The organism is Streptomyces atratus, assembly GCF_040655115.1.
Classification (GTDB): domain Bacteria; phylum Actinomycetota; class Actinomycetes; order Streptomycetales; family Streptomycetaceae; genus Streptomyces; species Streptomyces atratus_D.
Genome location: NZ_JBFAJH010000040.1, coordinates 36,354 through 57,593, shown reverse-complemented (window position 1 = coordinate 57,593; position 21,240 = coordinate 36,354). Strand labels below are relative to the sequence as shown.

Sequence of the window (21,240 nt, the reverse complement as noted above, 5' to 3'; positions counted from 1 at the left end):
GCCCTCTCTCCACGGACTTCAACTTCCTCTACCACCAGTCGGAGGGCAGCACCGAGGGGAACCCGGCGACGTATCAGGACTGGCGCAAGGAGGCCCGGAACGCGTACCTCGCCTGGTTCGAGCGGGTGTTGCACGGGAGCCGCGCCCCGATGTTCATCGGGAACCACTTCGAGGACTGGAACGGCGGGATCTGCATGGACGCCGTCGAGGACGTGATGCGGGAGGTCCGCCCCAGAAGGAGGTGCGGTGTGTGTCCTTCCGTGAACCGACCGAGTGGCTCGACGAACAGGATCCCAAGGTGCTCGCCGAGTGGCGGGCTCTTGACCCTGCCCAGCCGCCGAGCTGGAAGCAGTAGGCGGGACCGGGGGCGCACCGGTCGGTTCCGGAACGTCTCTGGCGTGGGGCGGGCTTCGAGAGCCGACACGGTGCGGCACCCCACCGACAGGCGGCGGCGGAGGAGGTGGTGGCGGTGCTCGTCGCGTCCGAGAGCAGTCAACGGGATGGCGAACGAGGCGATGTTCGTGCCGTTCCCGGTCGGCCGAGAACGTTGCGGATGCGTGTGGCGACGTGCAGGTTGAGCCGGGTCTCGACGTCGCTGAGATCATGGTCGGTGATCTCGCGGATGCGCCGGAGGCGGTAGCGCACGGTACTTCGGTGGATCTGGAGAACGTCGGCTGTGGTGTCGTAGCTGCCACCGCTCTCCAGGTAGTGCGAGAGGGTGGTGACCAGATCGGTATGGTGTCGGGCGTCGTACTCCAGAAGAGCCCCGAGCCATTCCCTGACGAAGCGGTCGGTCTCCCGTTCGCCGTCCCCGGTTCCCATCATGCGGCAGATGCCGATGTCCTCGAAGCTGGTGCTGCCGTGCGGTTCCGGGGATCTGCGCCGTACGGTGAGAGCACGGACGGCCTCGTCGTAGGAGTGCGGCAGATCCGTGAAGAGGTCGCAGCGGCTGCCGATGCCGACAGCTCCGGTCGTCGTGCCGAGGTCGTGCGCGACGGCTCGGTACAAGGCGTCCCCGGGATCGGCACCCGCCACCAGGACGACCGTGGTGGTCTCGCGGGTACCGATGAGCACATCCAGTCCCAGGCGCGCGGCCGCCCGCGCCACGGCGTCGCCGAGCGTCACCTCCTCGGCTGCTCCGTACCACTGCAGCACGGCGATCCGGTGCGGCCCGTGCAGGTCGTGACCAAGGGCAGCCGCTTGGGCGAACACGCCGTCGGTCGCCCCGCCGGAGATCAGTCGTTCGACCAGGTCGTGGCGCAGCCGCGGCTCCAGGTCGGCGAGTGCGCGTTCGTGGGAGAGCTCGGGGGCCAGGGCCAGGCCCGTCTCCTCCAGGGCCGCGGTGTCCAGTCTCCCCGCACGTCGGTCGGGATCCACCAGAGCGACCAGTCCGAGCAGGTCGCCCGCCGCCTCGATGGGGACGACCAGCCGGTCCCGGTCGCGGAAGGCGCCCTGGCGGCGGCGCACATGCCGCAGCAGCTCGTCCCGGGGCCGGTTCGCCGATCCGGGGCGCGGTCCGGCGCGGCCGGGGCCTGCCCATGCCCGCAGATTGCCGAAGGGATCCTCGGTCAGTACGGGGAACCCCGTGTGATCGTGCAGGGCCTGGAGAATCCCCTTCTCACCTCTGCCGGAGGCCCCGACACGGGTGAGGGCTCTGTGAAAGGCGTTCTGGCGGGAAAGGGCGGACACGGTGGCGCCGAGATCGACCCCGTGTCCCGGATCCTCCGCCGTCGACCACTGGTCCTTCTCGGCGGGGGCGGGCTTCTCCCACGGCCGGCTCAGTCCCGCGAGGGCGGCTGCGGCCTGCCGGGCGAGCAGCTCGGCGTCGGCGGTCTCCTCCGCCGAGGGGGTGTCCAGCATCCGCACGACGAGGTAGCCGAGACAGGGCCCGCGGTGGCGCAGCGCCATGGCCCACAGGCAGTGGCAGTCCTGGTCGTCCCAGCGCCCGCTGCGGCCCTCCAGCGCACCGATCCACCGGTCGACGCCGTCGGTGGCCGTGGGGTCGTCGTCCGACTCGGCGGGCTCGACCGCCGTAGCGTTCACTGCCGTGATGCCCGGCCGGGAATGACCGGAGCCGGCCGTGGAACACGGGCGACACCGCTGCAGGGCGCCGTGGTGAACTGCATAGGCCGCTTCTGCCGAGAACGGCCCGGTGGCGGCTATCGCCACCATGGCCGCCCACAACACGCCACGTTCGTCGGTGGCCTCGAACATCGCCGTGGTGAGCCGGAGGAACGTGTGCCGGGCAGCCCAACGCTGCGGGAACGGGCGCACAGCACACGCTGTCGATGATCCGGAGCGGACAGCATCCATCGGAGATCCATTCGTGTCTCGACACCGCAGCTCTCCGCCTTTCACGCTACGCCGTCCGGCACCGGCCCACCTCAGCTGGCCCTGCGGAAGCCCTGACCTCGCGGGACGGCTGGGCCTGCCCGGATTGGTCCTGCCGGGGCAGGGAAACGCGCGCGCCACCGCGCCACCCTTTACCCATGTGTGGCTGCGCGCGGGACCGTGATCCCGGCAGCCGCGGCGTTCGGGCAGTGCCGCGACGGAGGAGAGTCCCATGGCGAAGGCAGTAGGCATCGACCTCGGCACCACCAACTCGGTCATCGCGGTCTGGGAGGGCGGTGAGCCCACCGTGATCCCGAACGCCGAGGGAGCCAGGACCACCCCTTCGGTGGTCGCCTTCTCCGGCACCGGCGAGCGGCTGGTCGGACAGCTGGCACGCCGGCAGTCGATCCTCAATCCCAAGGGCACCATCACCTCCGCGAAGCGGTTCATCGGCCGTCGCTTCGACGAAGTTCCCGAGGAGGCCAAGGCGGTCTCCTTCGACGTGGTCGAGGGACCGGGCGGGGTGGCCCGCTTCGAGGTGAACGGCAAGCAGTACGCCCCGGAGGAGATCAGCGCGCTGGTGCTGCGCAAGCTGGCCGAGGACGCGGGGAAGTCGCTCGGCGAGCGGGTGACAGAGGCTGTCATCACCGTACCCGCCTACTTCAACGACGCTCAGCGTCAGGCCACGAAGGACGCGGGAAAGATCGCCGGTCTGGAAGTCCTGCGGATCATCAACGAGCCGACTGCCGCGGCCCTGGCGTACGGCCTGGACAAGAAGGGCCATGAGACGGTCCTGGTCTTCGACCTCGGCGGCGGCACCTTCGATGTCAGCATCCTCGACGTCGGCGACGGCGTGGTGGAGGTACGTTCCACGGCCGGCGACTCCCATCTGGGCGGCGACGACTTCGACCGCCGTCTGGTGGACCATCTGGCGGACGCGTTCCAGAAGACCGAGGGCATCGACCTGCGCAAGGACCCGCAGGCCCTGCAGCGCCTGTTCGAGGCAGCCGAGAAGGCGAAGACCGAACTGAGTTCGGTCACCCAGACCCAGGTGAGTCTGCCGTTCGTCACGGCGGATGCCTCCGGACCCAAACACCTCACCGAGACCGTCCGCCGCTCCACCTTCGAGCAGATCACGGCGGATCTGGTGGAGCGCTGTCTGGCCCCGGTCAAGCAGGCGATGGGCGACGCGAAGATCAGCGACAACGACATCGACGAGGTCATTCTGGTCGGCGGGTCGACGCGTATCCCGGCCGTGCAGGCTCTGGTACGGCGCCGGACCGGCGGCAAGGAGCCCAACATGAGCGTCAATCCGGACGAGGTGGTGGCGCTGGGCGCCGCCGTTCAGGCCGGCGTGCTCAAGGGCGAGGTCAAGGATGTTCTCCTGCTGGACGTCACCCCGCTCTCGCTGGGCGTGGAGACCGCAGGCGGCGTCATGACGAAGATCATCGAACGGAACACCACTATTCCCGCCCGACGGTCCGAGGTCTTCTCCACGGCTGAGGACAACCAGCCGGCCGTCGACATCGTCGTGCTCCAGGGCGAACGCGAACTGGCCGCCGACAACCGGGTGCTGGGCCGTTTCCGGCTGGAGAACCTCAGGCCGGCCCCCCGCGGGGAGACCCGGATCGAAGTCACCTTCGACATCGACGCCAATGGCATCCTCAAGGTCAGCGCCAAGGACAAGGACACCGGTGCCGAACAGTCGATCACGATCAGCGAGGGATCCAACCTCGATCCGGCCGAGGTCGAGCGGATGATCGAGGAGGCCGAGCGCAACCGCACCGCCGACCAGGCTCTGCGCCAGGCCGTCGACGCCCGCAACGAACTAGACGCCGCCGCGTACCAGGTGGAGCGTCGGCTGGGAGAACTCGGCGACGTCGCGCCGCAGCACGAGCGCGCCCGCGCCGACATGCTCATCGAGGAGGCGCGTACCGCCGTCAAGGAGGAGGCGCCGGTGGAGAGCACCCGCGGCCTCACTTCCGAACTCCAGCAGATCTACGCCGCACTGGCCACTCACTCCGCCGCGTCGGCGCGGACCGCGGACCAGGGCGCACCGCCCGGCGGGGTTCCCGCGGGCGGGCCTTCCGGTAGCGACGACGATGTCATCGACGCCGAGTTCGACCGGGGCTGAGGTGGCGTCATGTCGGAACATGATCAGGCACCTCCCGCCGAGGACTCCGCCCGGACGGAGCATCCGCAGGAACCGGCACCCGCACCGCAGAGCCCGTCGGCCCTCGACGCCGAGGAGCTGGAGGACCGGTGGAGGAGAGCCCTCGCCGACCTGGACAACGTCCGCAAGCGGTACGCCCGCGACCGTCCCCAGGAGCTGGAGGGGGAACGAGCCAGGGCCACGGCCGCCTGGCTCCCGGTCGTCGACAACCTCGAACTGGCCCTCGCCCACGCCGACGCGGACCCCGAAACGATCGTCCGCGGTGTTCAGACGGTACGTGATCAGGCTCTGGACGTGCTGAGAAGCCTCGGCTATCCGCGTCACGAGGAGACCGGTGTCCCCTTCGATCCCGTGCTGCACGAGGTGGTGTCCGTGGTCGACGACCCGGACACCGACCCGGGCACCGTCGTCCAGGTGCTGCGCCCCGGCTACGGCGACCCCGACCGCCAACTGAGACCGGCGGCGGTAGCGGTCAGCCGAAAGCAGGAGTGAACTCGCCATGGCCCGCGACTACTACGAGGTGCTGGGCGTAAGCCGGACCGCCGACGCGGCCGAGATCCAGCAGGCATTCCGCACCCTTGCCCGCCGTCACCACCCGGATGTCAACAAGGATCCGGTCGCCGAGGAGCGCTTCAAGGAGATCAACGAGGCGTACGGAGTCCTCTCCGACCCCGGCACCCGGGCCCGGTACGACCGGTTCGGCGCCGACTTCCGGCAGATCCCGGAGGACTACGACGAGCGGGTCGCGGCAGCACGGGGCTTCCGCGGGGCCGGAGCGTACCGCGGCGGACCCTTCGAGGGGGGCCGGGGCGCGGGCCGCGGAGGCGCCCGGATCTGGACGGAAGGGGATGCCGACACCGTCGGCTTCGACTTCGAGGACCTCTTCGGGGGCGTGTTCGGCGGCCGGGCGGGCCGCGGGGCAGGTCCGGTACCCGGCGCCGACCAGGAGGCCGAGCTCACCCTCACCGTGGAAGAGGCCTACCGCGGCGGTCGGCGGAAGATCACCCTCGGCGGCCCCGGCGGGGAGCGCAGCTACGACGTGAACATCCCCGCAGGTGTGGTGGACGGGCAGCGCATCCGGCTCGCGGGGGAGGGCGGCCAGGGTCGCGGTCAAGGCGCCGCGGGGGACCTCTACCTCGTGGTCCGTATCGCCCCTCACCCCCGGTACCGGCTCAGCGGTCGCGACATCCACGTCGATCTTCCGGTCACACCCTGGGAAGCCGTCCTGGGGGCGACCGTGCCCGTCACCGGCCCCGGCGGCACTGCCAAGGTCCACATCCCCCCGGGTACCTCCACCGGCCGGCGGCTGCGGCTGCGCGGCGAGGGGATGCCCCACCCCAAGGGTTCCGCCGGTGATCTCCACGCCGAGATCCAGGTGATGGTGCCCTCGTCGCCGAGCCCGCGCGAACGCGAGTTGTTCGAGGAGCTGGCCGGGGTCTCGACCTTCGACCCGAGGAAGCAGCCATGAGTGACGATCAGCGTTCTCCCGCCGAAGACGCCGCACACGGCCGTGCAGCCGCGCAGTACCCCCTGGTCCAGGTCTACCGGGTCACCCCCTATGAACTGTCCCTGGCCGGTGTCGCCCGACGCAGCGGCCTGCCGCCCGACCTGGTCCGCCGCTTCGTGGCCCTCGGGCTGGTGGACGCCGAGCGGGACGCCCACGGGCGACTGTGGTTCCGTACCACCGCTCCGTCCGCCATCGCCCGCGTTCAGAGACTGCGGACCGGTTTGTCGCTCAACTACGCGGCCGTCGGGGTCGTCCTGGACCTCCTCGACCGTATCGACCATCTGGAAAGGGCGCTGCGGCGCAGTCGACCAGCGGCCGAGGAGCGAACGTCATGGACATGAACCGCCTCACCCAGAAGTCCCAGGAAGCGCTGCAGGAAGCGCAGAGCCTGGCGGTGCGGCTCGGCCAGAACGAGGTCGACGGGGAGCATCTTCTGCTGGCTCTGCTCGACCAGCAGGACGGCCTGACGATCCGGCTGCTCGCCGGCGCCGGCGCCGACCCGGCCGCGCTGCGGGGCTCCGTCGAAGCCGATCTCGCCAAGCGCCCGCGTACCACCGGACCGGGCGCCGCCCCCGGCCAGGTGATGGTCACCCAGCGCCTCGCCCGATTGCTCGACGCGGCGGGGCGGGAGGCCAAACGCCTCAAGGACGAGTACGTCTCGACCGAGCACCTGGTTCTGGCCCTGGTGGACGAGGGCTCGGCCACCGCCGCCGGCCGACGGCTCGCCGAACAAGGCATGACCAAGGACACCTTTCTCGCCGCCCTCACCCAGGTACGTGGCAACCAGAGGGTCACCTCCGCCAACCCGGAAGCCGCCTACGAGGCCCTGGAGAAGTACGGCCGAGACCTGGTCGTGGAGGCACGGACCGGTCGGCTCGACCCGGTGATCGGCCGGGACGCCGAGATCCGGCGGGTGATCCAGATCCTCAGCCGCAAGACCAAGAACAACCCCGTTCTGATCGGCGAACCCGGCGTCGGAAAGACCGCCATCGTCGAGGGTCTGGCCCAGCGGATCGTGCGCGGTGACGTACCGGAGGGACTGCGGGACAAGACGGTGTTCTCGCTCGACATGGGCTCGCTGGTCGCCGGAGCCAAATACCGCGGCGAGTTCGAGGAACGCCTCAAGGCCGTCCTGGCGGAGGTCAAGGGTGCCGAGGGCTCGATCCTGCTCTTCGTCGACGAGCTGCACACCGTCGTCGGGGCCGGCGCCGCCGAGGGGGCCATGGACGCGGGCAACATGCTCAAGCCGATGCTGGCCCGCGGCGAGCTGCACATGATCGGCGCCACCACGCTGGACGAGTACCGCAAGCGCATCGAGTCCGATGCCGCCCTGGAACGCCGCTTCCAGATCGTCCTCGTGGACGAGCCGACCGTCGAGGACGCGATCTCCATCCTGCGCGGCATCCGCGAACGCCTGGAGATCTTTCACGGCGTCAAGATCCAGGACAGCGCGCTCGTCGCCGCCGCCACCCTCAGCCACCGCTACATCAGCGACCGCTTCCTCCCCGACAAGGCCATCGACCTGGTCGACGAGGCGTGCGCGCGGCTGCGCACCGAGATCGACTCCATGCCGGCCGAACTCGACGAACTCACCCGTAGGGTGACCCGGCTTGAGATCGAGGAAGCGGCCCTGGCCGAAGAGACCGACCCGGCCAGCCGCGCCCGCCTGGGGGACCTGCGCCGTGAACTGGCCGACCTGCGGGCCGAGGCTGACGCCAAGCACGCCCAGTGGGAGGCCGAACGCCAGGCCATCCGCCGCGTCCAGGAACTGCGCCAGGAACTGGAACGCGCCCGGCAGGAGGCCGAGGAGGCCGAACGCGCCTACGACCTGAACCGCGCCGCCCAGCTGCGCTACGGCACCATCAGCGAGCTCGAACGCCGCCTTGCAGCCGAAGAGGAGCAACTCGCCGTCAAACAGGGCGAGACACGGCTGCTGCGCGAGGTGGTCACCGCCGAAGAGATCGCCGAGATCGTCTCCGCCTGGACCGGCATCCCCGTCACCCGGCTCCAGGAAGGCGAACGGCAGAAACTGCTGCGCCTGGACGAGATCCTGCGCGAGCGGGTCATCGGCCAGGACGAGGCCGTACAACTGGTCGCCGACGCGGTGATCCGGGCTCGTTCCGGAGTGCGCGACCCGCGCCGGCCGATCGGCTCGTTCATCTTCCTGGGTCCCACGGGCGTCGGGAAGACCGAGCTGGCCAAGACCCTCGCCGCCGCACTCTTCGACAGCGAGAGCAACATGATCCGCCTCGACATGAGCGAGTACCAGGAGAGGCACACCGTGAGCCGCCTCGTCGGCGCACCTCCTGGATACGTCGGTTACGAGGAGGGCGGCCAGCTCACCGAGGCGGTGCGCCGCAAGCCGTACTCCGTCGTCCTCTTCGACGAGATCGAGAAGGCCCACACCGACGTCTTCAACACGCTGCTCCAGGTCCTGGACGACGGCAGGATCACCGATGCACAGGGGCGAACCGTCGACTTCCGCAACACAGTCGTCATCATGACCTCGAACCTCGGATCCCCGTACCTGCTCGAGGACGCCACCGACGCCGGCGAGATCAAGCCCGAGGTACGGGAACTCGTGATGGGCGAGCTCAACAGCCACTTCCGCCCCGAATTCCTCAACCGTATCGACGACATCGTCCTGTTCCACCCGCTCGGCCTGGCGCAGATCGAACGCATCGTCGACCTGCTCCTCGACGAGCTGCGCCGCCGCCTCGCCGACCAGCGCATCTCCCTCGTCCTCACCGAACCGGCCCGCCGCCTCATCGCCGCCGAAGGCTACGACCCGGTCTACGGCGCCCGTCCGCTGCGCCGCTTCCTCTCCCACGAGGTCGAGACCAGGATCGGCCGCGCGCTGCTCAGCGGCGAGGCGACCGAGGGCGTGACGATCCTGGTCGACGCCGAGGACGACGAACTGACCATCACGCTCCAGGACGAGCCGCAGGAGGCGTCATGAGCGCAGCCCCGGCCATCCACACCGTCCGCTGCGGCAACTGCGGCAAGACCAACCGCGTCCCCGCCGCCGCGCAGGGCCGCCCCCGGTGCGGCAACTGCCAAGCGCCGCTGCCCTGGCTCGCCGAAGCGGGGGACTGCGACTTCGACACCGTCGCCGAGCAGGCCGGTCTGCCGGTCCTCGTCGATCTCTGGGCCACCTGGTGCGGACCCTGCCGGATGGTCAGCCCCGCCCTGGAGAAGGTTGCCGACGACCTGGCCGGCCGGATCAAGCTCGTGAAGGTCGACATCGACAAGTCACCGGCCCTCGCCCGGCGGTTTGAGGTCCAGGCCGTCCCCACTCTGCTGGTCCTCGACCGCGGACGGACCATTGCCCGTCAGGCCGGCGCCGCGCCGGCCCCAGTGCTACGCCAGTGGGTGGAGCAGGCACTGACGGACAACGCCCAGCCCCCCTGACCGACCCCGGAGGCCGTGATGACCATCCCGCCCGACCCACACCTCTCACTGGTCCGACCCGTCACCCCCAGGACTCCGCAGGGGTGCGAGGAATGTCTTCGCCTCGCATCACCCTGGGTCCATCTGCGGCTCTGCCTCACCTGCGGCCACGTCGGATGCTGCGACTCCTCCCCGATGCGCCACACCCGCGGACATGCCGCCACGGCCGGACATCCCATCGTGCGGTCCTTCGAGCCCGGTGAGGACTGGCGCTGGTGCTTCGTCCACGAAGCCATGGTCTGAGCTCTCCCACCCTCATCAACGCCGTAAGGGAAGTGCACTGTGACCGCCGAGACGCCCACGCCGTACGACGCGTACCCGCAATTGACGGACGACCAGATCGAGTTGCTGAGCACCTGCGGACAGCGGCGGCCGACCGAAGTGGGCGACCTGCTCTATCAGGGGGGCAGACCCAGTCAGGAGTTCTTCGTCGTTCTCAGCGGTACGGTGGCCGTGGTCGAGGACCACGGCGGTCAGGAGAGGACCTACCAGCTTCATGGCCCCGGGAGTTTCCTCGGCGAGCTCGGCCTGCTGGAGGGGCAGGCCGCCTTCCTCAGCGCCGTGGTCCGTGCACCTGGTGAGATCCTGGCGGTCGGCTCGGCAGAACTGCGCGACCTGCTCATCCGTGAACCCGCGCTCGGCGACCTGATCCTGCGCGCCTACCTTCTGCGTCGGACGCTGCTGGCCGGGATGGCCACCGGATTCAGGATCATCGGTTCCGCATTCTCCCCGGACACCCGGAGGCTGCTGGAGTTCGCGGCCCGTAACCGGCTCCCGCATCGCTGGGTCGATCTGGAGAAGGACACCGAGGCCGAGGCGCTGTTGCGCCGTCTGGGAGTCACACCCGAAGAGACCCCGGTGGTGGTCTGGCACGACGACCGGGTGCTGCGCAACCCCACCGACGCCGCGCTGGCACGGGTGATCGGCCTGCGCTCCGACACCCCCACCGAGGCCGTCTGCGATCTCCTGGTGGTCGGTGCGGGACCCGCGGGTCTGGCCGCGGCCGTGTACGGCGCCTCCGAAGGGCTGGCCACGGTCGTCCTGGAAGCCGTGGCCACCGGCGGTCAGGCCGGAACCTCCTCCCGGATCGAGAACTACCTCGGATTCCCTGCCGGGATCTCCGGCGCCGACCTCGCCGAACGCGCGGCCGTCCAGGCCGACCGGTTCGGCGCCCGGATCACCGTCCCCGCCGAAGCCGCAGGCCTGGAACAGCGGGACGGGTCCCACATCGTGACGCTCACCGACGGTGCCACGATCTCCGCCCACACCGTCGTGGTGGCCACCGGCGCCCGGTACCAGCGCCTGCCCGCGCCCGGCGTCGAACGGCTCGAAGGAGTCGGGGTCCACTACGCCGCCACCCTCTGGGAGGCGAGAAACTGCCGCATGGATCCCGTGGTCGTCGTCGGCGGCGGCAACCCCGCCGGCCAGGCCGCCCTGTTCCTGGCACGTCAGTCGCCCGCGGTGCGTCTGCTCGTACGCGGCGGCGACCTCACCCACAGCATGTCCCGCTACCTGATCGACCGGATAGAAGGGCACCCTCGGATCGATGTGCTGATGCACACCGAGGTCCAGGAAGTCGCCGGCAGTGACCAAGTCGAGTCCGTTCTCGTCCGGAACAGCAGAACCGGCGAACGGCAGGTGCTGGCAGCGCGCGCCCTGTTCGTCTTCATCGGTGCGCGCCCCGCCACATCCTGGCTCGGCGCGGCAGTCGGCCTGGACCCGCACGGCTTCATCCCCACGGGTCAGGACGTGGTCGACATCCGCGCCGACCTCTGGCGCCACCTCGCCCGCGCCCCGCTCGCCCTGGAAACCGGTCTCCCCGGACTCTTCGCTGTCGGAGACGTCCGCAGCGGCTCGGTCAAGCGGGTGGCCTCCGCAGTGGGCGAGGGCGCGATGGCCGTCCGCCTGGTGCACGAGCACCTCCGGGGGGTGGGGTCGCCAGGCATACGTCGACACCCGACGAAGGCCACGACGACCTGAGGGCGAACGACGTGCGCGCACGTCGACCGGTTCGGGAGTGGTCCCGCACGGACGATCGGTCTTTGAGCACATCCGAGTCCGGCCTGGGGACGGCAGGGCTGCCCGCGGCTGAGAGCGCCCTTCAACGACGACGCACCGGGTCGGTGATCACGTATCCCTGCACGACGTAGCTCTTCTTGTCCTCTGTGGCCCATGGGGTCGGGCACGTGCCGTTCCTGCACTCCGGATCACCCGTCAGCTTCCGCAGCATCGTTTCCCCTCGCGTCAGCGTGCGTCTGTCGTGTTCGATGCTCCCGAGAGGGCCACTGCAGGGTCAAGCACTGATCCTTTCCACAACAGGAAAGTTGCTGTCTCACCAGAAACGAGGATGCGCCGGCAAGCGCCTGGCGGCTACAACGGCATGTATGACGGTCTTCTTCTGCGCGAAGTGCGGGGTCGAACTCACCCCGGACTTGGTGGAGCTGCCCGCCGTGCCGGAGGTCTCGGGCCGTGACAGGGATCGGGACAAGGAGACACGTCTGGCCCCCTCCACTGTGCCGCGAGGGCACTATGCGATAGATCCCGAGCCGTGGGGCGCACCGTTCACCCCGCCGACCGGCAAACCGCGGCCGCACCATCCGCGCCGACTGCTCATGCCGCCCGAGCTGACCGACTGGACCCCGACCGGGCCGAGGAACACCGTCGTCGTGCATCCCGACGACTTACCGGACCTGCGGCTGCTGGACCAGGGTGGCCCGCACCGGGGCTGTTGCGGCCCGCTCGGCACCGGGGGCCGCAACATGGCCTGCGGATGCGGTGTCCTCGTCGCCACCCTCGCTGCCGACTGCATGGGCCCGCACGAGCTCCACCTCGATCCTGTACGGATGTACGCGTTCGATACGAAGGGAGCGGAGAGATGAGCAGCCGTCCTGTGCCGGCGCCTGTCGCTGAACCAGACGCTGAACTGGCGCCGCTCAGCCTTCAGGCTGAGCGGGCCGCTCTCCGCCTGGCTTCACCGTGCCGGAGGCCGCACGGATGCTGCTGAGGGCCGCAGCGACCACGGCCTGCGGCGTGATGTCGAATTCCCGGTAGAGGCGCTGATAGTCGGCGGAGGCACCGAAGTGCTCCAGACCGACGATGTGGCCCGCGTCGCCCACGATGTCGCGCCAGCCCTGACCGACGGCCGCCTCGACGCTCACGCGGGCGCGCACCGTGGGCGGCAGGACCGCGTTCTGATAGGCGGAGGGCTGAGCATGGAACCACTCCTGGCACGGCATGGACACCACGCGTGCTCCGTATCCCTCGGCGGCCAGCAGGTCACGCGCCGCCAGGGCGACGTGCACTTCCGAGCCGGTCGCGACGAGGACGACGTCGGGCTGTCCTTCGGCACCGTCCACGAGGATGTAGGCGCCGCGGGCTGCTTCCTCGGCGGGGGCATGCGTGTCGGCGCCCCGATTCAGGACGGGCAGCGTCTGCCGGGTGAGCACGAGACCGGCGGGCCTGTCCTGATGCTCGATGATGGTGCGCCAGCAGACGGTGGTCTCGTTCGCATCGGCCGGCCGCACGACGTCGAGGCCAGGAATCGCCCGTAGTGCGGCCAGGTGCTCGACGGGCTGGTGGGTGGGCCCGTCCTCGCCCAACCCGATGGAGTCATGCGTCCAGACGTAGATGGTCGGGAGTTGCATCAGTGCTGCCAGACGGACAGCCGGACGCATGTAGTCGCTGAAGACGAGGAATGTGCCGCCGTAGGGACGTGTCAGACTCTGCAACGCGATGCCGTTGAGGATCGCCGCCATGGCGTGCTCACGGATGCCGAAGTGCAATGTCCGCCCATAGGGATTGCCCTTCCACTCGGCTGTTTGCTTGGCGGCCGGGATGAAGGAGGGTTCCCCCTTCATCGTGGTGTTATTGCTCCCCGCAAGATCGGCGGACCCACCCCACAGTTCGGGCAGGACGGGCGCCAGCGCCGTCAGTACCTCCCCGGATGCCTTGCGCGTGGCCATTCCGGCAGGATCGGCGGGGAAGGTCGGCAGCCTGTCGGCCCAGCCGTCGGGCAGACGCCGGTCGCGCAGCCGGTCGAGCAGGGCTGCCCGGTCAGGATGGGCGGCGCGCCACCTCTCATACACGCTTTCCCACTGGCGATGGGCCGCAGCGCCCCGCTCCCGGACCTTCCTGACGTGGGCCAGGACCTCGTCCTCCACAACAAAGCTCTGCCCCGGGTCGAAGCCCAGCAATGCCTTGGTGGCGGCGACTTCTCCGTCACCGAGCGCCGCGCCATGGGCCTTGCCGGTGTTCTGCTTCGTGGGGGCGGGCCAGCCGATGATCGTGCGCAGCACGATCATGGACGGCCGCGAGGCGTCCTGCTTGGCGGCTGTGATCGCCGCCGAGAGAGCGTCCACGTCCTCGATGTACGAGCCCGTGAGCGTGAAGTCGACCGTCTGCACCTGCCATCCGTACGCGGAGTAGCGCGTGGCGACATCCTCGCTGAACGAGATCTCGGTGTCGTCCTCGATCGAGATGTGGTTGGAGTCGTAGAAGACGACCAAGTTGCCCAGTTCCTGGTGTCCGGCGAGCGAACTCGCCTCCGACGTGACTCCTTCCATGAGGTCACCGTCGGAGGCAACGACGTACACGTGATGGTCGAACGGGCTCTCACCCGACGGGGCGTCGGGATCCAGCAGGCCGCGCTCCCGCCGTGCCGCCAACGCCATCCCCACCGCGGCAGCCAGCCCCTGGCCCAGCGGGCCCGTGGTGACCTCCACACCCCGGGTGTGGCGGTACTCCGGATGCCCGGGCGTCACGGAGCCCCAGGTACGGAGCTGCTTGAGATCCTGCAGCTCCAGTCCGTACCCGCTCAGGTACAGCTGGATGTACAGAGTGAGGCTCGAGTGCCCGCAGGAGAGCACGAATCGATCGCGCCCCAGCCATTGGTCATCGGCAGGGTCGTGGCGCATCACCTGCTGGAACAGCAGATAGGCCAGCGGGGCCAGGCTCATGGCGGTTCCCGGATGACCGTTTCCCACCTTCTGGACCGCGTCGGCGGCCAGAACGCGCACGGTGTCCACCGCTCGTACATCCAGCGGACCCCACCCCACCGTGTCCGCGACCGGAAGCGCGAGTTTCGCATCACGACCCGCGATGATTCCGGTGGCTGCCTGTCGCTCATCCATGGCGTTGCCTTTCTGGTTGCTTCGACGACCTTTTCGGGTGCCTCGGTCTGCCCGCCGCCGCAGCACCGGCCCGCGCATCCGCGTTCACGGGAAGGGAACGGCCCACTCCGGCTGCTCTCACCGGAGATCGTCGTTGTGCGGCGGGATTTCTGGTGCCCCCGTATGAGGTGGAGAGACAGTCGGCCTTCGACGCCGGTCGACCGATGCGCCGCGCCCACGGGCCTGTATTCCGGTGATCCACGCCGACGCGGAGGCTGTGCGCGGGTCCGCGGCTGCCAGGGACCGCCCGAACCCCCTGGTGCGGGCCGAAGCGCCGTCGCTGTGCCGTCCGGTAGGGCCGCCTGCGCTCACTGCTCCGAGCAGGGGCACCAGCAGTCCGATGCACAGTCGTCGGCCCCGCATCGGGCTCCCATCGCCGCTTTGCTGTGACGCGTCATTATCAACAGGCGTCGCGGTGGCTGAATGTCGCGACATGCCGTTGACGGACGTCTCCCGGCGGAATGCCGGCGAGCCGATGGGCTTCGCCGACGACCCCCTCGGGCACCGGAGCGCCGACTCGACGGGCGCTTCGCGGTGTGTCACGGGATGTACCGCAGTGCCTGGTACACCCGTCGGCCTTGAGGGTGGCGGGCCATCGCGACGGCAGCGCCGGTGGCGCACCCGGCCGGTGCTTCCCTGGCTCGTGGTCTGCTGCAGCCACTGTTCTGTCCGGTCGGTCGGGCCGTACGAACCCGCACGGCCCAGCACCGTTGGCGTCGCACTCCGGCACGTCATACACGCCGAGCGTGCCCGGCGGGCAGCATGAGCGCGTCCGACGCGCGGCGGCGGTCTGTCCGGTACAAGCCACCCTTGCCGGCGAGCCGGCAGGCCTCGGCGCCTCGTGACCGGCGAGGGCCGGATCGTCGTCGGCGCGTCGCTGGCAGGTCTGCGCGCCGCCGAGACGCTGCGCGAGGAAGGCTTCGCCGGATCGCTGACCCTTGTCGGGGACGAGCCGCACCCCCCGTACGACAGACCACCACTGTCCAAGCAGGTGCTGCTCGGACGGGTACGCGCGCAGGACGTCGCGCTGCCGAGCCGTCGTGAGGTGGACGGACGGTGGAAGCTCGGTGTGCGGGCCGTCGGGGTCGACCCGGGAAAGGGCGGACGGTGTCGCCGGGATGAGGCCACGAGGCGATCCAGGCGGTCCCGAACCGGCGGACCACCGTCTGCCTGCGCCCCGGGCCCAGCCGCTCCCGCGCCGGCTCGTGAACACCCGCCGCGGGCATCGGCTGATCGTGTCATGGGCCGCGGCTCGCCTACGGGAAGCGGGAAAGGTGCCGCCCGTTTTGGCCGGCACCTCTCCCGTGTTTCCGGCGAAGTGCCGGATCTCAGCCCTGCGCGGGCCGGGAGGTGCCTCGGAGCCCCAGCGCCGCCAGGGCGGCCCCGAGCAGGCAGAGGACGCCGGTGAGGGCCGCGGCGGTGTGCATACCGTTCATGAACGCCTGACCGCTGCCCTCCACCACAGCCGTCCTCAACTGGTCGGACATGGAACCGGATACCGGGGCGATGCCCATGGCCACCGCGTCCTTGGCATCCTCCAGTCCGGCCGCGACGGTCGAGGGAACCCCGGCATCGGCCAGCTCGGCGCCGAACGTGACGCCGACCCGGCTGCTGATGAGCGAGACCAGCACCGAGGTGCCCAGCGCGCCGCCGATCTGCAGAGCGGTGGCCTGGAGGCCGCCCGCCACGCCGCCTTCCTGGACGGGGGCTTGGCCGACGATGGCGTCCGAGGACGCGGACAGGACCATGCCGACGCCCAGACCGAGTGCGATGAACGGCGGCCACATCGTCGCGTACGACGAGCCGGTGTCCCAGGTCAGCATGGAGAAGGTCGCGACGGCCTGGAGCACCATGCCCAGCGGCATGGAGAACCGGGAGCCGAAGCGGCCTGTCAGCGCTGCCCCCAGGGGGGAGGCCACCAACGAGGCAAGGCTGAGAGGCAGCGTGCGCACTCCGGCTTCCACGGGCGAGAAGCCGCGCACGTTCTGGAGGTAGAGCATCACGAAGAAGATCACACCGAGCATCACGAAGAAGTTGAGCGCGGTGACGATCGTGCCGACGGTCAGCGCCCGGATGCGGAACAGACGCATCGGCAGCAGCGGGTGCTCGACGCGGGTTTCGTACCAGCCGAAGCCCACCAGGATCAGCACGCCGGCCGCGACGGCACCGAGGGTGCCGGCGGAGGTCCAGCCCCATGTCTCGCCCTTGACGACGCCGAAGACCACGCACAGCAGGCCCAGTGCGAGAAGGATGACGCCGGGGACGTCGAAGCGGTGGCTACCGCTGGAGTTCTTGCTCTGTGGCAGCACGGTTGCGCTGACGAGGATCGCGATCACGCCGATGGGGGCGTTGATGTAGAAGACGGACTCCCAGCTGACGTGCTCGACCAGCAGACCGCCGACGATGGGGCCGAGCGCCGTGGAGACGGCCGAGACCATGGCCCAGATGCCCACGGCCATGCCGAACTTCCGCGGGGGGAAGGCGGCGCGCAGCAGGCCCAGGGTGTTGGGCATCAGAAGCCCCCCGAAGAGGCCCTGCGCCGCCCGGAAGACGATGACTCCCTCGATCGAGGCCGACAGGCCGATGGCGACCGAGGCGAGAGTGAAGCCGACGACACCCACCATGTAGTAGGTGCGCCGACCGAAGCGGTCGCCGAGCTTGCCGCCCAGGATCAGGGAAGCCGCCAGGGCGAGCAGGTAGGCGTTGGTCACCCACTGGAGGTCTGCGGTGGACGCCTCCAGCGCGCGACCGATCTCCGGGTTGGCGATGGCGACCACGGAGGCGTCGAGCTGGACCATGAAGAGGCCGAAGGCGACCGCGAGGAGCGTCAGCCAGGGATGGGAGCGACGCCCCCGCTCCCTCGCCGCCTGCGGTGGGGAGGGAGCGGGCAGGGAGGAGTGATCCACGGTGGTGGACGGCATGGAAGTGCCTTGTCTGTCGAGAGTGGTGCCGGAACAGGGAAAAGGGAACGCGCTGCACGCTGACCGCCGGGGTGGTCAGAGCGTTCTGTCTCCGGGCAGGGGAAAGTTCCGCGGGCACAGAGACAGCCGTGCGCGCGGTCGGTCGCGTCCCGGGTGGGGGACCGCGGGATCTATTCGGGCGCGGGCGCGGGGTGCAAGTGCCGCGCCAGCGAATTCAGCGCGCCCACTGCCGAGCCCAGGGCGTCCATCTCACCGTCGGTGAGGGACTGCAGGGCGCGGGCGATGTGCGCACCCTCGAGACGCTGGACCTCGGCCAGTTCCCGTCGAGCCTTGGACGTGGGATACAGGTGCGCGATCCGCTTGTCGCCGGCGTCCCGCCGACGCTCCAGCAGCCCTTCCTCGGTGAGCTGGGAGACCACGGCGCTGACGTTGTTCGGCCGCATCAGAAGGGCATCGGCGGCTTCGCGCACGGTGGCGCCCTCCTGCTGCGAGACGAACCGCAGCAGCGCGAGCTGACTCTCAGGTGGCTTGGGCCCCGGAAAATCCCGGGCGACCCGGCGATCGAGGGACCGATTCAGCGCCGGCAGGCATGCCGCGAGCGCGGAGGCCACACGGTCGATGTCCTGAGCGGACGCGCTGGAATCGGGCATGCGTTCATATTAGGTCTGGCATCATAGGTATGTCAATGGAGATGTTCTGCCCGACTGCGGTGTCGTTCGTGCTCCGGTTGTGCCGCCCCTGGGTGCTTGGCGGAGCCCTGCGCGTCGTTGCGGTCCGGGGTGCCGGAGGCGGAGCCGGACTCTCCGGCCACGGTTGGGGCGTCGGACATCCGATCCCCCGACCGCCCTTCACCCGGGTCGAAGCCGGGTCGTTCTCACGTTGATCGCGAGCATGGAGTCCCGTGAGGCCGCGGGCCGACACCTCTACGGAAACGGCGGTCACCGGAAGATCCGGTGACCGCCTTCGCGGAGTGGCGAATGCTACTCGCAGGTGCCCGCGAACGTCCCGCGCGTCACGACGTCCGTCGCCGCGGCCGTGGTGTCCAGCCAGACGATCCGCTGTCCGTCACCGAGCGACGGGGCCAGCTGTGAACCGGAGGAACAGGAAGCGCGGTTGAAGTTGTTCAGCCCGGCCAGCACGTCCGCCGTCGTGGAGACCTTCACCTTGGTCGGTCCGTTCCAGGAGCCGAGAGCGCCCCAGAGGTCGTACGTCGAGTAGGCGAAGTACTCGTCGCTGACCGAGAACTGGGCGACGTACAGACTCCTCGGGTAGGTCAGGTTCTTCATCTGGGTCACGTCGGCGGCCGGCGTCGATCCGATGGTGGTGCTGGGGATCAGGAACCCACCGCTGGTGCGGTAGAAGACACGGTCCGAGGTGAGCTGGATGTCAGAGATCCAGTTGAACAGGAAGCCGGTGATCCGCTTGCTCTGGGCCTTCCCCGTGGCGATGTCGTAGACGTGCAGGTACGTCCCGTCGCCGCCGGCCCAGGCGATGGTGCCGTTCTTCATGGCGAGGCGCGAGGCCCTGGTGCCGGCTTCGGGCGTCACGTTGACCGTGGTGCCGTCGGCCCTCAGGAGCATGACGTCCTGCTCGCCGTCGGCAGTGGTGCTGATGTAGGCGAGGGCGCCGTTCTCCGTGACCGGCTCGGTCTCGTCGGCGTCCGGGGTGTCGACCAGCTTCTTGATCTCGCCCTGGCCCTTGTCGCCGGCGCGGTAGATGCCGACGCCGTCGGCGGAGATCCGGGTGAAGACGACACGCTCGTGGTCGAGGGACGGGTCCATCAGGTAGGCGTCCGACTGTGCCAACTCGTGCTGGGGAGTCTTGCCGAAGCGTCCGACCGTGATACCGAAGGCGGCGCCGCCCTGGCCCCAGGCGATCGCGTCACCGTGGCCGATGGCGTAGACATCGCCACTGACCTGGGCGGCCTGCTCATCGATGCCGCCGTAGACCTCGTACGCGGGCAGGACGTCGGCGCCGATGGTGGTGCCGTCGTGGGTACCGGACTTCCGCTCCCAGCCCTGCTCGATGCCGTGGTCGTCGAAGGCCCGGCCGATGGCGTCGAGGTCGGCAGCGGAGACCTTCAGGGACTTCGCGGCCAGGGTGACCGCATTGCGCATGCCGGTGAAGCCGGACAGCGGCGTGAGGTAGTTCTGCGCGGCCCGGTACGTGATCCGGTCGGCGAGGCCGGCGTCGATGTTCTTGCGCATGTCCCACAGTGCGCCACCGACGATGGTGGAGTTGGAGTGCACACCGCCGTTGTCGATGTCGAGCGTGATGGGCTTGTAGTCGGTCTGTGCGTTGCGGCCGTCGTTGAGGTCGCGCAGCGCGCACTCCGCCAGCGGCTTGGTGCCGTTGCAGAGGTACTCGCCGACGAGGCCGGACGTCGGGTCGCTCATCGCGACGCCCTTGTCGGCGGTCTCCATGGCGTTGCCGAAGTAGTCGGAGATCGCCTCGTTCAGGGCGCCCGACTGGTTCAGGTAGACGAGCCCGGCGGAGTGCTCGGTGACGCCGTGGGTCATCTCGTGACCGACCACGTCCAGGCCCACGGACAGCGGCACGCCGCCCATGTGGCCGTAGACCATTTTGGAGCCGTCCCAGAAGGCGTTGGCGTAGTCCTTGCCGTTGCTGGCGACGTTGACGACGGAGTAGATCGTGCCGCCCTTGCCGTCGACGCCGTCACGGCCGAGCCTGTCCTTGAGGTATTCGTAGACCTTCGCCGCGTTCAGGTGCGCGTCGACCGCGCCTGATGAGGTGTTGGTGGCGTCGAACCGGTCGCTCGAGGAGGTCGCCAGGGGAACGTCCTCGGTGACCGGGCCGCCCGCCACGAGCGAGTAGCTCTTGCGCTGGGCGTCGTAGGTACGTATCTGGCCACCGGTCCGCGCGTACATGTCCCGGGTGGAGTCGACGAGCGTGTACGAGCCGCCCGTCTCCTTGTCGATGTTCAACTCCACCTCGGAGCCGTCCACCCGCACGCCCGTGCCCTTGGCCGGCGCGGCGTCCGCGGCGTCGATGTTGTTGTACGAGAGGGCGATGCCGCCGATGTTCGCGTCGACGTACACCTCCTGGCGCACCGGGCCGTCACCGGCCTCGGCGCCGGTGACGGTGAAGTGCCAGACCAGCTTGCCGCCTCGGGCGTCCGGCAGGACGATCAGGCCGTGGCCCTCGGTCCTGGCGCCCTTGACCCGCGACAGCTTCCGGTCGAGGGAGAACATCCGCTTCTCGGCGACGGCCTCGGAAACGCTCGGCGTGGTGGAGACCGACAGGTCCGTGTACAGGGTTCCCGTGGCGGAGGTGACGCTCTGCCCGCCGTCGGCCGCCTCGGTCTGCACGGCGTATTCGGCGCCGAAGACCGGCACCCCGTTGTGCTTCTGCTGGAAGCGGACGGACGACTGCTTGCCGTCCTTGCTGGTGCTCACAGTCTTGAGGTCCGTGACCGGAACCTTGTACGTGTCCTCGTGGTCCTTCAGGTGCGCCCGTGCGGCCTGGGCCGGAGTTCCCTCACGGACCGTGTCGTCGAGACGCTGAGTCATGGCGGGCGCGACGGGCACCCGGTCGCCGGTCACGGGCGTGACCGGCGGCGCTTCCTCCTCCGCCCAGGCCGGCGACGTCAGCAGCGTCGAGCCGGTGGCCGCGACGACCACTGCGGCGGCCAGGACACGGCGGAGCCGTCTTTGACGTGTCGGGAACACG

14 protein-coding genes and 1 pseudogene are annotated in these 21,240 nt (G+C 69.6%); 10 read left to right on the top strand and 5 right to left on the bottom strand.

The genetic code is table 11. The annotated features are described in order from the left end of the window. Positions 1–492 precede the first annotated feature (492 nt). Positions 493–2,274 carry a PucR family transcriptional regulator gene (locus AB0I23_RS30925; protein ID WP_359114218.1) on the bottom strand — a complete coding sequence of 594 codons (1,782 nt, stop codon included), beginning with the start codon at positions 2,272–2,274 and terminating at the stop codon, positions 493–495. Between the two features lie 289 nt (positions 2,275–2,563). On the opposite strand from AB0I23_RS30925, the gene dnaK reads away from it, so the two are divergent. The 9 genes from dnaK to AB0I23_RS30880 all read left to right on the top strand — a co-directional run bounded on the left by dnaK (position 2,564) and on the right by AB0I23_RS30880 (position 12,340). Further along, on the top strand, positions 2,564–4,465 hold the full coding sequence (dnaK, locus tag AB0I23_RS30920) for a molecular chaperone DnaK (protein WP_359114216.1): 1,902 nt from the start codon (positions 2,564–2,566) through the stop codon (positions 4,463–4,465). Positions 4,466–4,474: 9 nt separating this feature from the next. Beyond that, complete coding sequence (locus tag AB0I23_RS30915; RefSeq protein WP_359114214.1) at positions 4,475–4,996, top strand: nucleotide exchange factor GrpE; 522 nt, start codon at positions 4,475–4,477, stop codon at positions 4,994–4,996. Between the two features lie 7 nt (positions 4,997–5,003). Then, positions 5,004–5,972, top strand: a complete 969-nt coding sequence (locus tag AB0I23_RS30910; protein WP_359114212.1) for a DnaJ C-terminal domain-containing protein — start codon at positions 5,004–5,006, stop codon at positions 5,970–5,972. Then, positions 5,969–6,352 carry a chaperone modulator CbpM gene (locus AB0I23_RS30905; protein ID WP_359114210.1) on the top strand — a complete coding sequence of 128 codons (384 nt, stop codon included), beginning with the start codon at positions 5,969–5,971 and terminating at the stop codon, positions 6,350–6,352. Before AB0I23_RS30910 ends, AB0I23_RS30905 begins: the two co-directional genes overlap by 4 nt. After that, positions 6,343–8,970 carry an ATP-dependent chaperone ClpB gene (gene clpB / locus AB0I23_RS30900; RefSeq protein WP_359114208.1) on the top strand — a complete coding sequence of 876 codons (2,628 nt, stop codon included), beginning with the start codon at positions 6,343–6,345 and terminating at the stop codon, positions 8,968–8,970. The genes AB0I23_RS30905 and clpB overlap by 10 nt, the downstream gene beginning before the upstream one ends. After that, complete coding sequence (gene trxA, locus AB0I23_RS30895) at positions 8,967–9,422, top strand: thioredoxin (RefSeq protein WP_359114206.1); 456 nt, start codon at positions 8,967–8,969, stop codon at positions 9,420–9,422. Before clpB ends, trxA begins: the two co-directional genes overlap by 4 nt. Before the next feature lie 18 nt (positions 9,423–9,440). Then, positions 9,441–9,704 (top strand): UBP-type zinc finger domain-containing protein, encoded by a 264-nt coding sequence (locus AB0I23_RS30890; RefSeq protein WP_359114204.1) that lies wholly within the window; start codon positions 9,441–9,443, stop codon positions 9,702–9,704. Positions 9,705–9,743: 39 nt separating this feature from the next. Next, positions 9,744–11,441: an FAD-dependent oxidoreductase gene (locus tag AB0I23_RS30885; RefSeq protein ID WP_359114202.1), complete on the top strand. Its 1,698-nt coding sequence runs from the start codon at positions 9,744–9,746 to the stop codon at positions 11,439–11,441. Between the two features lie 404 nt (positions 11,442–11,845). Further along, a complete protein-coding gene (locus AB0I23_RS30880) occupies positions 11,846–12,340 on the top strand; it encodes a hypothetical protein (RefSeq protein ID WP_359114201.1) in 495 nt (164 codons plus the stop codon). 54 nt (positions 12,341–12,394) lie between these two features. On the opposite strand, the gene tkt is transcribed toward AB0I23_RS30880, so the two are convergent. Further along, entirely contained in the window at positions 12,395–14,590 is a 2,196-nt protein-coding gene (gene tkt / locus AB0I23_RS30875) for a transketolase (RefSeq protein ID WP_359114199.1), read from the bottom strand. Positions 14,591–15,470: 880 nt separating this feature from the next. Here tkt and AB0I23_RS30870 point away from each other — a divergent pair. Beyond that, positions 15,471–15,743: pseudogene (locus tag AB0I23_RS30870) on the top strand (FAD-dependent oxidoreductase); the annotation flags it as partial. A 214-nt stretch (positions 15,744–15,957) separates the two neighbouring features. Here AB0I23_RS30870 and AB0I23_RS30865 read toward each other — a convergent pair. The 3 genes from AB0I23_RS30865 to AB0I23_RS30855 all read right to left on the bottom strand — a co-directional run bounded on the left by AB0I23_RS30865 (position 15,958) and on the right by AB0I23_RS30855 (position 21,239). Further along, complete coding sequence (locus AB0I23_RS30865) at positions 15,958–17,550, bottom strand: MFS transporter (protein ID WP_359114197.1); 1,593 nt, start codon at positions 17,548–17,550, stop codon at positions 15,958–15,960. 170 nt (positions 17,551–17,720) lie between these two features. After that, positions 17,721–18,200, bottom strand: coding sequence for a MarR family winged helix-turn-helix transcriptional regulator (locus AB0I23_RS30860; RefSeq protein ID WP_359114195.1), 480 nt, complete (start codon positions 18,198–18,200; stop codon positions 17,721–17,723). 330 nt (positions 18,201–18,530) lie between these two features. Further along, positions 18,531–21,239, bottom strand: a complete 2,709-nt coding sequence (locus AB0I23_RS30855) for a M4 family metallopeptidase (protein WP_359114193.1) — start codon at positions 21,237–21,239, stop codon at positions 18,531–18,533. Position 21,240 lies beyond the last annotated feature (1 nt).